Below are 15,617 nucleotides of genomic sequence, written 5' to 3' on the forward strand. Positions count from 1 at the left end.
TCAGGGTGAGGGCATCAGGCCGCACCCTGTGTTATTCAAAGCGACCACCGATCCCGCCCGGCCTCCTTCGCCCGATACAGCGCCGCATCGGCGCGGGCAATAATCTCGGTACCGGCAAGCCCCTCGACCATACCCGCAATCCCCATGCTCACGGTGACATGGTCGCTAACGGTTGACGCGCCGTGCGGTATGGGCTCCGCACGCAGGCCGTCCTGAATACGCGAAGCAACTTTTTCCGCTATATTTTCCGGGCAGTTAAACAGGATCACCACAAACTCCTCGCCGCCGTAGCGTGACACCACATCGTCAGGCGTTCGTACTGACTGCTTCAACACCTGCGCCACGCGCGTCAGACATTCGTCACCCGCCTGATGCCCGTAGGTATCGTTGTAACGTTTGAAATAGTCGATATCCAGCATGATCAGCGAGAACGGTTTCTTCTGCTCAACCGCGTTCTCCAGCACCACCTCCATCTTCCGGCGATTGGCGGTTTTGGTTAACGGATCCTGATGCGCCAGCGCATCCAGTCTGGAGATCAGCAGCTGATTTTGCTGGTTACGCCGCCAGGCTTCGTCAAACCAGCTCAACAGGATGAAACGCCCGCAAATCAGGATCAGCGAAAACACGCTCCAGATGACTACGAAGTGAAGGTTAAGGCCGTTATTCAGTGTCCAGCTGGTTACCGGCAGGGTGATCCAGAGCGGGAGCACAAAGGCGAGCAACCCTTCAGGATAAAAATAGAGCGCCGTTAAGCCGGCGAGTAATAAAATGACGCACAGCGGCCAGACGTGTGGCAGCAGTAATTGGGTGATAAACCAGAAACAGGATATCGACCAGATAACGCTACAGATAAACAGCACCACGCTGATACCGGCAATGCGCCGCCAGGCCATCAGGATCAACGCTGCAGAGAGGATAATAATGCCGAGCATGGATGCATCGACCATTTTTGTCAGCTGCGGCGAGTGGGGATAAAGGGGATCGCTGGCGTTAAGCAGAACGTGGCGCAGCAGAATCATCACGGCAAAGCTGATGTTGACGAAGGCCAGCCAGGGCAGGTTCATCGCCAGCCCGTGCATAACCATGGCGTGGCGCGTCGGCCAGGTTGCGCGCTCAAGTGTCGGTTTTTTTCTTTTTTCCATAAAATTCTTTCCCGTCCGGGGGATAAATCATTCAAATGAGATATCAGTAACTATAAGCAAGCCCGGACGATCCTCAAACGCCGGGGCAAAAAAAACCGGGCTATTGCCCGGCAGGTGGTTATTTTTCGTCTTTTTTCTTCCCGAGCGTTGGCGTCTCGTCAAAGAAATTCCATGGTTTAAGCAGGGTGTGCACCCATTCCGTCGGCATGATCGGCCACTCTTCCGCGCGCGCCACGTGGGTGGTGCCGGTGGTCATCCAGACCACGTCATCCTGGTTATTCAGCGATTCGTTATCCTTGCTGTACTGACCCAGGCCCGTGTCGTGGATGGAGCGGTTCGGGAATTTCCCTTCCGGATAGAGCTCATCCGGGTGGTAACGCGTTACCCACAGCTGTTTATCCATAAAGCTCAGGCGATGGTAAATCCACTCGTCCGGGGCAAATTTCGCGCCGGTCGCTACAGGATGAGTACCGCCTGCGTAAGGGATAATCTGGTACGAGACCGGGTTGCCCATGCGGTTCTCTTTGCTGGTGTTGCTCAGCAGGCGAATGGTGCCCGGGTCGAATTTCTGCGCCGCCTGCTGTTCAGTATCAATGTCATACTGGTTCACCTGCATGGTGCTGGTGCGCGGGCCACCGGCGGTATTCGGTTTAACTTCCGGGTCCATCGCCACCAGCTTGTTGTTGATGCCATCTACGTCCATATCCAGGCGGAAATTATAGATGTGCTGGTGGGTGGTGCCCACAATGTTATGGTCGATCAGCGTGCCGTATTTTGTGTCGTTTTTGGCGGTCGCGTCATGCATGGTTTTCGCCTGAACGCCTTTCACCGCCTCGATACCCGTTGCGCCAGCATCAATGCCGATGGTGCCATTCTCATGGAATACCCAGTCGAAGATGTAATCGTAGTTGCCAACGGTACTCACCCAGCGCACCACCAGCTCGCGACGCTCGGCGCTGACGTTGGGCTGGCCCATCTCCTGGTGTTTATATTCTGGTCCGGCGTAGCGTTCAAAAATGGCGATCGCGCGCGGGATCTCCATCGGCGCGCCGGTGTAGTCCGGGATGGTTTCGTTTAGCATTACGGCGTTGGACGGCACGTCCTTCCCGCGCACCAGCGGGGAAGTCAGGGTGCCCATACCGTAGTCGCCGGAGTCGAGATAGGCCTTGAAGTACCAGCCCACGTCCGGATCGCCGTAAGGGACAATCATGCCGCCGAGCGAACCCTGATACATCACCTGACGCTTTTTACCATTGTCGTTGTAGGTGACGGTCGAAATCATTGGGCCGACGCGGGAGTCCAGGCTCAGGTGGAAATCCCAGTTCTGCCAGTGCACCATGTCGCCGGTGATGGTGTAGTTCTTGCCTTCTTGCTCGATAATTTCCAGCGGTTTTTTCGGCGTCTCTACGCGGTCGCGGCCATCATACGGGCGCGGAGTCATGGGAACCGGCACAACGGCACCTTCTTCAATCTTCTGGATCTTCTTCTGCTCAAGGTCGACCACAGCCACCAGGTTCTCGATCGGGTGCGCCCAGTAGTTGCCGTCGCCGACATCCAGATAGCTCACCACCTTCAGCAGGCGGTCTTCCTGCTTCAGGCCGTCTTTACCGTCGAAATAGCCGACGGTCAGCGGCGTGGTAATCACTTTTTTCGGGTCGGTGATGCCGTGTTTTTTCAGCACCTCGGCAAACTCTGTGCTCTCGTTGATAATTTGCTGCACCGCGGTGAAATCATCCAGCAGCACCATGCCGTGCGCGTCTTTCACCGCTTCCCAGCGCAGGATTTTTTTATCCTTCAGATCCACCACGCTTTCGATAACGTGCTTGCCGTCGAGCATGACGATCTTCGCCTGGCGAGGGGCATCCACTGCCGTACCGTTGAGCACAAAGTCCCACACTTTGGCTTTCGCTGGTTCCGCAAGGGCGATCTGGGTAAAGCGGGTGTTTGGTTTAAAATCCGCAGAGGCTTTCACAATCTCCACGGCCTGCTTAATTTCGTCCGCCGTTAGCGCGTTCAGCGGGTGAGGGCGTTTTTCAACCTGGAAGGTCTGGTCAAGGCCGGACTGGAAAACATCGTTGATGAAGGTCTCTGGGATAAAGGCTTTTTTGCCCTTCATCACTACCGGCACCTCGAGTTTGAGGGTTTGACCGTTGACGATGGCGGTTTTTGCGCCCGGTTTGACCTTCACAAAGGCACCGTCTTTCGCAATGGTGAACATCTGTGCGTAATCATCCCACTGCACGTCCGCGCCAAAATCCTGCAGCGTTTTGTCCATCGGGACCATATGCGCCTCGCTGCCGTGGGCGAAAACAGGGGATTGCCAGGCGCAACACAGCGCAACGGCCATGGCCAGCGCCGTTCTACGGGCAGAAAAAGAAGAATTGCTTCCCATCGTAGACCTCATCTTGTTGTGTTTATTGTGTTGTGACAGCCTTATCCTGACAGGCCCATGAGAAAAGCGTTTGCCTGCATCTGCCAGGTTATTTGTTGATCTTGCCAGGTTAAAAAAAGAGCGGGGGGAAATCACATGCTCGTGCAGATTAATTCCCTCTCCCCTGTGGGGGAGAGGGTCAGGGTGAGGGGGACGTTACCTGAAATCACCCCGCTGGCGCGCCACCAGCGTCAGGATGGAGTAGAGCGCCACGGCCTGCTGGTGCTGGTTGAAAATCTCAACCGCCCACTCTACCACGCCGGTCGGTTTCTCCTCGGCGGTACGCTGTTTCTTCAGCGTTTTACGTTTGCAGGTCAGGCGCACCTGAATGGTGTCGCCCGGCTTGACCGGCTCGATAAAGCGCAGGTTTTCCATACCGTAGTTGGCAATCACCGGCCCGACGCCCGCGTCGACAAACAGTCCCGCCGCGGCGGAGATCAGGAAGTAGCCGTGGACCACGCGTTCGCCAAAGATCGACTCTGCCGCACCGATCTTGTCCATATGGGCGTAGAAATGGTCTCCGCTCAGGCAGGCAAAGTTCACAATGTCCGCTTCCGTGAGGGTGCGGCGCGGCGTAAGCAGGCTGTCGCCCGGCTGTAGCTCCTCGAAGTATTTGCGGAACGGATGCACGCGATCTTCCTGCACCGTTGCGCCACGCACCCACTGTTTGCCAATGGCGGCCAGCATCGACGGGCTGCCCTGAATCGCGGTGCGCTGCAGGTAGTGTTTCACCGCGCGCAGGCCGCCCAGCTCTTCGCCGCCGCCCGCGCGCCCCGGGCCGCCGTGGACCAGCTGCGGCAGCGGGGAGCCGTGGCCGGTGGACTCTTTCGATGACTCCTCGTTAAGGATCTGAATACGCCCGTGGGCGCGCGCCGCGCCGGCAATAAACTGGCGGGCAATCGCCGAATCGGCTGTGACCAGCGTCCCCGCCAGGCTGCCGCCGCCCGCGCGGACAAGCTGCATGGCGTGGTCTGCGCTGCGATACGGCATCAGCGTAGCGACCGGGCCGAAGGCTTCGGTATCGTGCACGGCAGGCGTTTCATCCGGCTGAGGGCAGAACAGCAGGGTCGGCGGGAAGAACGCGCCCGCGGCCTGTAGATCCGCTTTGCCGCCAAGACGGATTTGGCAGCCTGCGGCGATCAGCTGATCCACTTTCTCCTGCACGTCCGCCCGCTGTTCGGCGTTGACCAGCGCCCCCATCTTCACGCCTTCCTGCGCCGGGTCGCCCACCACCACCTTTTCCAGGCGGGCAATCAGCGCCTGGCTTACGGCATCAACCTGGCTTTGCGGGACGATAATCCGGCGAATGGCGGTACATTTCTGCCCGGCCTTGGCGGTCATCTCGCGGACCACCTCCCGGATAAACAGCGCAAATTCCGGCTGTTCCGGCGTGACGTCTTCCCCCAGCACGCAGCAGTTCAGGGAGTCGGCTTCCATGGTAAACGGTATTGAATTCGCCACAATATTCGGGTGCACGCGCAGGCTTTGCCCGGTGCTGGCGGAGCCGGTAAAGGTCACCACGTCCTGGCTGTCGAGCTGGTCGAGGAGATCGCCCGCGCCGCCGCAAATCAGGCTGATGGCGCCGTCCGGCACCAGCCCGCTGTCCACGATGGATTTCACCATCGCCTGAGTCACCTGCGCGGTAGCGGTGGCGGGCTTGATGATGGCGGGCATTCCGGCCAGCCAGGTCGGTGCCAGCTTTTCCAGCATCCCCCAGCAGGGGAAGTTAAAGGCGTTGATGTGCACCGCCACGCCGGATTTTGAGGTGAGGACGTGGCGCGCCGCAAAGCCGCCTTCTTTCGACAGCGGGATCAATTCATCTTCCGGCCACAGCGTGTCGTCAGGCAGCTCGCGGCTGCCCAGACTGGCGTAAGTGAAGAGGGTGCCGATGCCGCCCTCAATATCGACCCAGCTGTCCGCTTTCGTCGCGCCCGTCTGGGCGGACAGGGCATAAAACGTCTCTTTCTCGCTAAGCAGGTGCTTCGCCACCGCTTTCAGCATGGCGGCACGTTCGATAAAGGTCATGGCGCGCAATGCCTCGCCCCCATGCTCAATGGCATAGCGACGGGCGGCCGCCATGTCCAGCCCTTCGCTGGTCACTTCCCAGAGTGCTTCGCCGCTGATGGCGTGATGAATCGCGCGTTCGCGGCCCCGGCCAGATTGCCAGGTACCGGACAAGAAGCTGGCTAACTGCTGCATCGCTTATCTCCAAATGTTTCGTGATTTCACTATTAATAGTTTGATCGTGAATCATAAAAATCAAGCTGTGTTTTTAATGAATTGTTAACGTTGTGATCTGGCTGGACGAATCGCCTCGCGTAAACGCGCTTTGCAAAAGGCCTGAAGTAAAAGCCTTGCGAGCAGCATCACAAAACCGGGAAACAATTCTTGGGGTTATATTTAACCTTTGTGTAACTTTTAAAAAACAAAGTGATTCAACATTTCGCTTTAATTTGCAAACTAACGAATCATAAAGGTGATGACGTGACGCAAGAACAACGGTTTGAGCAGCGCATAGCGCAGGAGACGGCGATTGAGCCTCAGGACTGGATGCCGGACGCCTACCGTAAAACGCTGATCCGCCAGATTGGTCAGCACGCGCACTCCGAAATTGTCGGCATGCTGCCGGAAGGGAACTGGATCGCCCGCGCGCCAACGCTGCGCCGAAAGGCGATCCTGCTGGCGAAAGTGCAGGACGAAGCCGGACACGGGCTCTACCTCTACAGCGCGGCGGAAACGCTGGGCTGCGCGCGGGAAGACATCTACCAGAAGATGCTCGACGGCAAGATGAAATACTCCTCCATCTTTAACTATCCGACCCTGAGCTGGGCCGACATTGGCGTGATTGGCTGGCTGGTGGACGGTGCGGCCATCGTCAACCAGGTGGCGCTGTGCCGGACCTCGTACGGTCCGTATGCCCGCGCGATGGTGAAAATCTGTAAAGAAGAGAGTTTCCACCAGCGCCAGGGCTTTGAGGCCTGCATGGCGCTGGCGCAGGGGAGTGAAGCGCAGCGTCAGATGCTGCAGGACGCCATCAACCGCTTCTGGTGGCCGGCGCTGATGATGTTCGGGCCGAACGACGACAATTCGCCAAACAGCGCCCGCAGCCTGGCCTGGAAAATCAAGCGCTTCGGTAATGACGAGCTGCGCCAGCGCTTTGTCGACAACACGGTGCCGCAGGTGGAGATGCTGGGCATGACGGTGCCGGATCCGGATCTGCGTTTCGATGAAGAGAGCGGTCACTACCGCTTCGGTGAAATCGACTGGCAGGAGTTTGACGAGGTCATTAACGGGCGCGGCATCTGCAACCACGAGCGCCTGGCCGCCAAGCGTAAAGCCTGGGAAGAGGGCGCGTGGGTGCGGGAAGCCGCGTTGGCGCACGCCGAAAAACAACGTACCCGTCAGGCCGCATAAGAGGAAATAACCATGAGCAATGTCTACTGGCCGCTGTACGAAGTGTTCGTACGCAGCAAACAAGGGTTATCGCACCGTCACGTGGGCAGCCTGCATGCCGCCGACGATCGCATGGCGCTGGAAAATGCGCGCGATGCCTACACCCGCCGCAGCGAAGGCTGTTCTATCTGGGTGGTGAAGGCGAGCGAGATTGTCGCCTCCCAGCCGGAAGAGAGCTGCGAGTTCTTCGACCCGGCGGAAAGCAAGGTTTACCGCCATCCGACGTTCTACACCATCCCTGACGGCATCGAGCATATGTGAGGCAAAGAATGAATTCAGTGACTGCCTATGCCCTGCGTCTGGGCGACAACGGTCTGGTGCTTTCCCAGCGTCTCGGTGCCTGGTGCGGCCACGCGCCGGAGCTCGAGATTGACCTCGCGCTCGCCAATATCGGCCTCGACCTGCTGGGGCAGGCGCGCAATTTCCTGACCTACGCCGCGCAGTTAGAAGGCCAGGGCGATGAAGACACCCTGGCGTTTGGCCGCGATGAGCGTCAGTTCCACAACGTCCTGCTGGTGGAGCAGCCGAACGGCAGCTTCGCCGACACCATTGCCCGCCAGTACCTGATGGACGCCTGGAACGTGGCGCTGTACGAACGTCTGACTCAGAGCAGCGACGGCCAGCTGGCCGCCATCGCCGCCAAAGCGATTAAAGAGGCGCGCTACCACCTGCGCTTTAGCCGGGGCTGGCTGGTGCGGCTGGGCGACGGGACCGAAACCTCCGCGCAAAAAATGCAGCAGGCTATCGACAACGTGTGGCGTTTTACGGCGGAGCTGTTTGAAGCCGATGACGTCGAGCTGGCGCTGATTGAATCCGGCGTGGCGGTGGATCCGCGAACTCTGCGCCAGCCGTGGGAAAGCGAGGTGTTTGCCGGTCTTCACGAAGCCACCCTGAGGATGCCCGAAGAAGCGGCGTACCGCACCGGGGGTAAGCAGGGGCTGCATACCGAACATCTGGGCCCGATGCTGGCGGAAATGCAGTATCTCCAGCGCGCGTATCCCGGTCAGCAGTGGTAAAGGAGAACGCTATGCAACGCCTCGTCGACATCGTGCCCGCGCAAATACCTGAGATCTGGACACTGCTAAGCCAGATCCCCGATCCGGAAGTGCCGGTATTAACCATCACCGATTTAGGCATGGTGCGCAGCGTGAAGGCGCAGGGGGAAGGCTGGGTCATTGGCTTTACGCCCACCTACTCGGGCTGCCCGGCAACCGAACACCTGCTGGGGGCGATCCGCGACGCGATGACTAAACGCGGCTTTACTCCGGTGCATATCGTGCTTCAGCTAGAACCAGCCTGGACCACCGACTGGATGACTCCCGACGCGCGCGAGCGCCTGCGGGCTTACGGCATCAGTCCGCCCGTGGGGCACAGCTGTCACGCGCACGCGCCGGTGGAGGTGAGCTGCCCGCGCTGCGCCAGCACCGACACCTCGCTTATCAGTGAATTTGGCTCGACGGCCTGCAAAGCGCTCTACCGCTGCAACACCTGCCGCGAGCCCTTCGACTATTTCAAATGTATCTGAGGCTGCCATGACAACGTTTCATTCATTAACAGTGGCAAAAGTGGAACCCGAAACCCGCGACGCGGTGACTATCACGTTCGCGGTGCCGCAGGCGTTGCAGGAAGCCTATCGCTTCCGCCCTGGCCAGCACCTGACCCTGAAAACGACGCTGGGCAAGGACGAGCTGCGCCGCTGCTACTCCATCTGCCGCAGCACCGCGCCGGGCGAGATCAGCGTGGCGGTCAAAGCTATCGAAGGCGGGCGTTTCTCCCGCTATGCCCGGGATGAGATCAAAGCGGGCATGGCGCTGGAGGTGATGGTTCCGCAGGGGCAGTTTGGCTACCAGCCGAGGGCTGAACGTGAAGGCCACTATCTGGCGATTGCCGCAGGCTCCGGGATCACCCCGATGCTGGCGATCATCTCCGCCACGCTGGCAACCGAACCCAACAGCCATTTCACCCTGATCTACGGCAACCGCAGCAGTCAGAGCATGATGTTCCGCCAGGCGCTGGCGGACCTGAAGGACAAATATCCGCAGCGTTTACAGCTGATCTCCATCTTTAGCCAGGAGCGGCTGGACAGCGATCTGCTCTTTGGACGCATCGACGGGGAAAAGCTGCAGGCGCTGGCGAAAACCCTGATCAACTTCCGCCAGTACGACGAGGCGTTTATCTGCGGCCCGTCGGCGATGATGGACGACGCCGAAGCGACGCTGAAGGCGCTGGGGATGCCGGAAAAATCCATTCACCTTGAGCGCTTTAACACCTCAGGGATCACCGTGAAGCGTGCGGTGCACGTACAGGCAGAAGGTCAAAAAGTGACCGTGCGTCAGGACGGGCGCGACCGTGAAATCACCCTGACGGCGGACGACGAAAGCATTCTTGATGCCGCCCTGAGGCAGGGGGCGGATCTTCCTTACGCCTGCAAGGGCGGCGTGTGCGCCACCTGCAAATGCAAAGTGCTGCGCGGCAAAGTGGACATGGCAACCAACTACAGCCTGGAGCCGGACGAGCTGGCCGCCGGGTACGTACTGAGCTGTCAGTCGCTGCCGTTGACCGCCGACGTGATTGTCGACTTTGACGCGAAGGGGATGGCATGAGCGAACTGATTGTTACCCGGCATGACCGCGTGCTGCAGCTGACGCTGAACCGTCCGGCGGCGCGCAACGCCCTCAACAATGCGCTGTTGACGCAGCTTGCTGAGCAGCTTGAGGCTGCCGCCGTGGATGCCGACATCGCCGTCTGCGTGATTTACGGCAGCGAGCGCTGCTTTGCCGCCGGGGCCGATCTCAACGAAATGGCGGAGAAAGACCTGCCCGCCACCCTGAACGATACCCGCCCGCAGCTGTGGGGACGCATTAACGCGTTCAACAAACCGCTGATTGCCGCCGTGAACGGCTTCGCGCTGGGCGCAGGCTGCGAGCTGGCGCTGCTGTGCGACGTGGTCATTGCGGGTGACAACGCCCGTTTCGGCCTGCCGGAAATTACGCTGGGCATTATGCCTGGCGCGGGTGGCACCCAGCGTCTTATCCGCAGCGTGGGTAAATCCCTTGCCAGCAAAATGGTGCTGACCGGCGAGAGCCTCTCCGCGCAGCAGGCGCTGAATGCCGGGCTGGTGAGCGATGTTTTCCCGGCAGCGCTGACGCTGGAGTACGCCCTGAAGCAGGCGGCACTGATGGCGCGCCACTCTCCGCTGGCCCTGCAGGCGGCGAAGCAGGCGCTGCGCCAGTCACAGGAGGTGCCGCTGCAGGCCGGGCTCGCGCAGGAGCGCCAGCTATTCACGCTGCTTTCCGCCACCGAAGACCGCCGGGAAGGGATCGACGCCTTCTTACAAAAACGCACCCCCGACTTTAAAGGACGCTAATTGTGGAATGTATTCTCAGTCACGTAGAACAGGGCGTAATGACCATTACGCTGAACCGTCCGGAGCGCCTGAACAGCTTTAACGACGTGATGCACCAGCAGCTTGCCGAATGCCTGAAGCAGGCCGAGCGGGATGACACCGTTCGCTGCCTGCTCATCACCGGGGCAGGACGCGGATTCTGCACCGGTCAGGATTTGAACGACCGTAACGTCGACCCCAACGGCCCGGCGCCGGATCTGGGGATGTCTGTAGAAACCTTCTACAACCCGCTGGTGCGCCGCCTGGCAAAACTGCCGAAGCCGGTGATCTGCGCCGTTAACGGCGTGGCGGCGGGCGCGGGGGCTACGCTGGCGCTCGGCTGTGACATGGTGATTGCCGCCCGCTCCGCCAACTTTGTGATGGCCTTCAGCAAGCTCGGTCTGGTGCCGGACTGCGGCGGTACCTGGCTGCTGCCGCGCGTGGCCGGACGCGCCCGCGCCATGGGGCTGGCGCTGCTCGGCGACAAGCTCAGCGCCGAACAGGCGCAGGCGTGGGGGATGATCTGGCAGGTGGTGGACGACGACCAGCTCTCCGCCACCGCACAGCAGCTGGCGCTGCATTTTGCGTCGCAGCCGACCTTCGGGCTGGGGCTGATCAAGCAGGCAATCAATGCTGCGGAAACCAACACCCTGGACGCGCAGCTCGATCTTGAGCGCGACTATCAGCGCCTGGCCGGACGCAGCGACGATTACCGCGAGGGCGTCAGCGCTTTCCTGGCGAAGCGCGCGCCGAACTTTACGGGGAAATAAGATGCTGAACATACGGACTGTCGCCGTGATTGGCAGCGGCACGATGGGCGCGGGGATTGCCGAAGTGGCGGCAAGCCACGGTCATCAGGTTCTGATTTACGATATTTCTGCCGACGCCATTTCCCGCGCGATTGACGGCATTCGTCAACGCCTCGCGTCTCGGGTAACGCGCGGAAAGCTTTCTGCGGACGCGAGCGGACAGATCCTCGCCCGGCTGGTTCCTGTGACGGATATCGATGCGCTGGCATCGGCAGATTTGGTTATTGAGGCGGCATCCGAACGCCTTGACGTCAAAAAATCACTGTTTGCGAAACTGGCGGAAATCTGTCCACCACAGACGCTGTTGACAAGCAACACCTCATCCATCTCCGTCACGGCGATTGCCGCTGATATTCACCACCCGGAGCGCGTTGCCGGGCTCCACTTCTTCAACCCGGCGCCCGTAATGAAGCTGGTGGAAGTGGTGAGCGGGCTGGCGACCTCTCCGGAAGTGGCCGACGCGCTGAGCGAGCTGGCGCTGAACTGGGGCAAGCAGCCCGTTCGCTGCCACTCAACGCCGGGATTCATTGTCAACCGCGTAGCCCGTCCGTTCTATTCCGAAGCCTGGCGCGCGCTGGAAGAGCAGGTCGCGCCGCCGGAGGTAATTGATGCAGCCCTGCGCGAAGGCGGCGGTTTCCCGATGGGGCCGCTGGAGCTGACCGACATGATTGGTCAGGACGTCAACTTTGCGGTGACCTGCTCGGTATTTAACGCCTTCTGGCAGGAGCGTCGTTTTTTGCCCTCGCTGGTGCAGCAGGAGCTGGTGCTGGCGGGAAGGCTGGGCAAAAAGAGCGGGAAGGGCGTTTATGACTGGCAGGGCGAGAAGCCCGAGGTGCGCTGGGCAGAGGCCGTGAATGACAGCTATAGCCCGATGCGAATGGAAAAGAAACGTGACGGTGTCACAGAAATTGATGATCTGTACCTGATTGAAACGCAGGGCGAAACCGCGCAGGCGCTGGCGCTGCGGCTGAACGGCCCGGTGGTGGTGGTGGACCGCATTGAGCGTGACGTCGCGGTCATCGCCGCCGCCGCCAGCAACCCGCATACCGCGACGCAAAAAGCCATCCGCTACCTGCAACAGCAGGGGCTCCGGGTGGTACAGATTGCCGATTATCCCGGCCTGCTGGTCTGGCGCACGGTGGCGATGATCGCCAACGAAGCGCTGGATGTCCTGCAAAAAGGGGTCGCCAGCGAGAAGGACATCGATACCGCCATGCGCCTCGGCGTGAACTACCCGAGCGGCCCGATTGCCTGGGGCGAGCGACTGGGCTGGCAGCGTCTGCTGACGCTGCTGGAGAACCTGCAGCGTCATTACGGCGAAGAGCGCTATCGCCCCTGTTCACTTCTGCGCCAGCGCGCGCTTCTGGAGAGTAGCTATGAGTCATAACGCCTGGCGCAACGCCCGCGCCATGTATGAACAGGACGCCTGCGCGCAGGCGATGGGGATGGACATCGTCGACATGGACGACGGCTACGCGGTGGTGTCCATGACCATCACCCCGCAGATGCTTAACGGCCATAAAACCTGCCACGGCGGACAGCTGTTTTCGCTGGCAGACACCGCCTTTGCCTACGCCTGCAACAGCCAGGGTCTGGCGGCGGTAGCCTCCGGCTGCTCGATTGATTTTCTGCGTCCGGGCTTTGCCGGGGACACGCTCACCGCCACCGCGCGGGTGAAGCATCAGGGCAGGCTGACCGGCGTGTATGACATTGAAATCCAGAACCAGCAACAGAAAACCGTCGCCCTTTTTCGCGGAAAATCTCACCGCATCGGCGGCAACGTGACAGGAGAGGCCTGATGCGTGACGCATTTATTTGTGATGGCGTTCGAACGCCTGTGGGGCGCTACGGCGGCGCGCTTTCCGCCGTTCGGACTGACGATCTCGGCGCCGTGCCGCTGCGCGCGCTGCTGGCCCGCTACCCGCAGCTCGACCTGGAGCGGATTGACGACGTGATCTTCGGCTGTGCCAACCAGGCGGGGGAAGATAACCGCAACGTGGCGCGCATGTCATCGCTGCTGGCCGGGCTGCCGCAGACGGTGTCCGGAACCACCATTAACCGCCTGTGCGGGTCGGGGCTGGACGCGATTGGTTTTGCCGCTCGCGCCATTAAGGCGGGCGACGGCGAGCTGCTGATTGCGGGCGGCGTGGAGTCCATGTCCCGCGCGCCGTTTGTGATGGGCAAAGCCACCGCCGCGTTTCAGCGTCAGGCGGAGATCTTTGATACCACCATCGGCTGGCGATTTGTGAATCCGCTCATGCATCAGCAATTCGGAACTGACAGTATGCCGGAAACGGCAGAGAATGTAGCTGAATTGTTAAATATCAGCCGTGCCGATCAGGACGCGTTCGCGCTGCGCAGCCAGCAGCGTACCGCGCAGGCGCAGCAGAACGGCATTCTGGCGCAGGAGATTGTGCCGGTGCGGGTGCCGGGCAAAAAAGGGGCGGTCACCGAGTTCAGCGAAGATGAACATCCCCGTGCGGACACCACGCTTGAGCAGCTCGCCGGACTGAAAACGCCGTTCCGTAAGAACGGGGTGATTACGGCGGGCAATGCCTCCGGCGTCAACGACGGCGCGGCGGCGCTGATTGTCGCCAGCGAGCAGATGGCGCTGGCGCAGGGGCTCGTTCCGCGCACGCGGATCGTGGCGATGGCGACCGCGGGCGTGGAACCCCGTCTGATGGGGCTCGGCCCCGTACCTGCCACCCGCAAGGTGCTGGAGCGCGCCGGGCTGAGCATAAACCAGATGGACGTGATCGAGCTTAACGAAGCCTTTGCCTCGCAGGCGCTGGGCGTGCTGCGTCAGCTGGGCTTGCCGGATGATGCCGCGCACGTCAACCCGAACGGTGGCGCGATTGCGCTGGGCCACCCGCTGGGCATGAGCGGCGCCAGGCTGGCGCTGGCCGCGAGTAACGAACTGCACCGACGCGGCGGGCGCTACGCGCTGTGTACGATGTGCATCGGTGTGGGTCAGGGCATTGCCATGATCCTTGAGCGTGTTTGATCAAATTACAATGTGAGTACCCTACAATGACAAATACAACAAAGCTTGATCCGATTGAAACGGCCTCCCTTGACGAATTACAGGCGCTGCAGACCGCGCGCCTGAAATGGACACTGCACCACGCCTACAACAACGTGCCGATGTACAAACGCAAGTTTGACGCCGCGGGCGTTCACCCTGACGATTTCAAAGAGCTGGCGGATATCCGCAAATTCCCGTGCACCACCAAGCAGGACCTGCGGGATAACTATCCTTTCGATACCTTTGCCGTGCCGATGGAGCAGGTGGTGCGTATTCACGCGTCATCCGGCACCACCGGCAAACCGACCGTTGTCGGTTACACCCAGGGCGACATCGACAACTGGGCCAATCTGGTGGCCCGCTCCTTGCGCGCGGCGGGCGGCAGCGCGAAGGACAAAATTCACGTGGCGTATGGCTATGGCCTGTTTACCGGCGGGCTGGGCGCGCACTACGGCGCCGAGCGTTTAGGGGCGACGGTGATCCCGATGTCCGGCGGCCAGACGGAGAAACAGGCGCAGCTGATCCGTGATTTCCAGCCGGACATGATCATGGTGACGCCATCCTACTGCCTCAACCTGATTGAGGAGCTGGAGCGTCAGATGGGCGGCGACGCAAGCAGCTGTTCCCTGCGCGTGGGCGTCTTCGGCGCCGAGCCGTGGACGCAGGCCATGCGGCGCGAAATCGAAAAACGCTTAGGCATTACGGCGCTGGATATTTATGGCCTCTCCGAGGTGATGGGGCCGGGCGTGGCGATGGAATGTATTGAAACCGCCGACGGCCCGACCATCTGGGAAGATCATTTCTACCCGGAGATCGTCAACCCGAACGACGGCACGCCGCTGGACGACGGCGAGCAGGGCGAACTGTTGTTCACCACGCTGACCAAAGAGGCGCTGCCGGTGATCCGCTACCGCACCCGCGACCTGACGCGCCTGTTGCCGGCGACCGCGCGCAGCATGCGGCGTATGGACCGGATCGGCGGGCGCAGCGACGATATGCTGATCATCCGCGGCGTCAACGTCTTCCCGTCTCAGCTGGAAGAGGAGATTGTGAAGTTTGAACATCTCTCTCCGCACTACCAGCTGGAGGTGAACCGTCGCGGACATCTTGATTCACTTTCCGTGAAGGTGGAGTTGAAAGAGAGCAGCTTAACGCTGACGCACGAGCAGCGCTGCCAGGTGTGCCACCAGCTGCGCCACCGCATTAAGTCGATGGTGGGGATTTCCACCGACGTGATGATTGTGAACTGCGGCAGCATTCCGCGCTCGGAGGGGAAAGCCTGTCGGGTGTTTGATTTGCGTAAAGTGGCGGCCAACGGTTGATATCTGATTCCTCATCCTCTTCCGGGGATGAGGAATTTCTGGAAACTTAC

14 protein-coding genes are annotated in these 15,617 nt (G+C 60.5%); 11 read left to right on the forward strand and 3 right to left on the reverse strand.

Annotated features, from left to right (window positions below):
* Positions 1–35: 35 nt before the first annotated feature.
* The 3 genes from D5066_RS07685 to paaZ all read right to left on the reverse strand — a co-directional run bounded on the left by D5066_RS07685 (position 36) and on the right by paaZ (position 5,772).
* Positions 36–1,142, reverse strand: a complete 1,107-nt coding sequence (locus D5066_RS07685) for a GGDEF domain-containing protein (RefSeq protein ID WP_119915539.1) — start codon at positions 1,140–1,142, stop codon at positions 36–38.
* Between the two features lie 118 nt (positions 1,143–1,260).
* Positions 1,261–3,534: a primary-amine oxidase gene (gene tynA / locus D5066_RS07690; protein ID WP_119915540.1), complete on the reverse strand. Its 2,274-nt coding sequence runs from the start codon at positions 3,532–3,534 to the stop codon at positions 1,261–1,263.
* Positions 3,535–3,729: 195 nt separating this feature from the next.
* Positions 3,730–5,772 carry a phenylacetic acid degradation bifunctional protein PaaZ gene (paaZ, locus tag D5066_RS07695; RefSeq protein WP_119915541.1) on the reverse strand — a complete coding sequence of 681 codons (2,043 nt, stop codon included), beginning with the start codon at positions 5,770–5,772 and terminating at the stop codon, positions 3,730–3,732.
* 285 nt (positions 5,773–6,057) lie between these two features.
* On the opposite strand from paaZ, the gene paaA reads away from it, so the two are divergent.
* From paaA to paaK, 11 genes are read left to right on the forward strand one after another with little or no spacing between them, the layout of a single operon-like run.
* A complete protein-coding gene (paaA, locus tag D5066_RS07700; RefSeq protein ID WP_244288133.1) occupies positions 6,058–6,987 on the forward strand; it encodes a 1,2-phenylacetyl-CoA epoxidase subunit PaaA in 930 nt (309 codons plus the stop codon).
* A 12-nt stretch (positions 6,988–6,999) separates the two neighbouring features.
* The gene (gene paaB / locus D5066_RS07705) at positions 7,000–7,287 is read left to right on the forward strand and encodes a 1,2-phenylacetyl-CoA epoxidase subunit PaaB (RefSeq protein WP_119915542.1); all 288 of its coding nucleotides are present in this window, start codon (positions 7,000–7,002) and stop codon (positions 7,285–7,287) included.
* An 8-nt stretch (positions 7,288–7,295) separates the two neighbouring features.
* Positions 7,296–8,042 (forward strand): 1,2-phenylacetyl-CoA epoxidase subunit PaaC, encoded by a 747-nt coding sequence (paaC, locus tag D5066_RS07710; RefSeq protein WP_119915543.1) that lies wholly within the window; start codon positions 7,296–7,298, stop codon positions 8,040–8,042.
* Between the two features lie 11 nt (positions 8,043–8,053).
* Complete coding sequence (gene paaD, locus D5066_RS07715) at positions 8,054–8,551, forward strand: 1,2-phenylacetyl-CoA epoxidase subunit PaaD (RefSeq protein ID WP_119915544.1); 498 nt, start codon at positions 8,054–8,056, stop codon at positions 8,549–8,551.
* Positions 8,552–8,558: 7 nt separating this feature from the next.
* Positions 8,559–9,629 (forward strand): 1,2-phenylacetyl-CoA epoxidase subunit PaaE, encoded by a 1,071-nt coding sequence (paaE, locus tag D5066_RS07720; RefSeq protein ID WP_119915545.1) that lies wholly within the window; start codon positions 8,559–8,561, stop codon positions 9,627–9,629.
* The gene (gene paaF, locus D5066_RS07725) at positions 9,626–10,393 is read left to right on the forward strand and encodes a 2,3-dehydroadipyl-CoA hydratase PaaF (RefSeq protein WP_119915546.1); all 768 of its coding nucleotides are present in this window, start codon (positions 9,626–9,628) and stop codon (positions 10,391–10,393) included. The genes paaE and paaF overlap by 4 nt, the downstream gene beginning before the upstream one ends.
* Positions 10,393–11,181, forward strand: coding sequence for a 2-(1,2-epoxy-1,2-dihydrophenyl)acetyl-CoA isomerase PaaG (gene paaG, locus D5066_RS07730; protein ID WP_119915547.1), 789 nt, complete (start codon positions 10,393–10,395; stop codon positions 11,179–11,181). The genes paaF and paaG overlap by 1 nt, the downstream gene beginning before the upstream one ends.
* 1 nt (position 11,182) lies before the next feature.
* The gene (gene paaH, locus D5066_RS07735; RefSeq protein ID WP_119915548.1) at positions 11,183–12,607 is read left to right on the forward strand and encodes a 3-hydroxyacyl-CoA dehydrogenase PaaH; all 1,425 of its coding nucleotides are present in this window, start codon (positions 11,183–11,185) and stop codon (positions 12,605–12,607) included.
* Positions 12,597–13,019 (forward strand): hydroxyphenylacetyl-CoA thioesterase PaaI, encoded by a 423-nt coding sequence (paaI, locus tag D5066_RS07740; protein WP_119915549.1) that lies wholly within the window; start codon positions 12,597–12,599, stop codon positions 13,017–13,019. The genes paaH and paaI overlap by 11 nt, the downstream gene beginning before the upstream one ends.
* A complete protein-coding gene (pcaF, locus tag D5066_RS07745) occupies positions 13,019–14,224 on the forward strand; it encodes a 3-oxoadipyl-CoA thiolase (RefSeq protein WP_119915550.1) in 1,206 nt (401 codons plus the stop codon). The genes paaI and pcaF overlap by 1 nt, the downstream gene beginning before the upstream one ends.
* A gap of 26 nt (positions 14,225–14,250) precedes the next feature.
* A complete protein-coding gene (gene paaK / locus D5066_RS07750) occupies positions 14,251–15,567 on the forward strand; it encodes a phenylacetate--CoA ligase PaaK (RefSeq protein WP_119915551.1) in 1,317 nt (438 codons plus the stop codon).
* Positions 15,568–15,617 lie beyond the last annotated feature (50 nt).

The sequence above is a fragment of the Enterobacter chuandaensis genome (assembly GCF_003594915.1).
GTDB lineage: Bacteria > Pseudomonadota > Gammaproteobacteria > Enterobacterales > Enterobacteriaceae > Enterobacter > Enterobacter chuandaensis.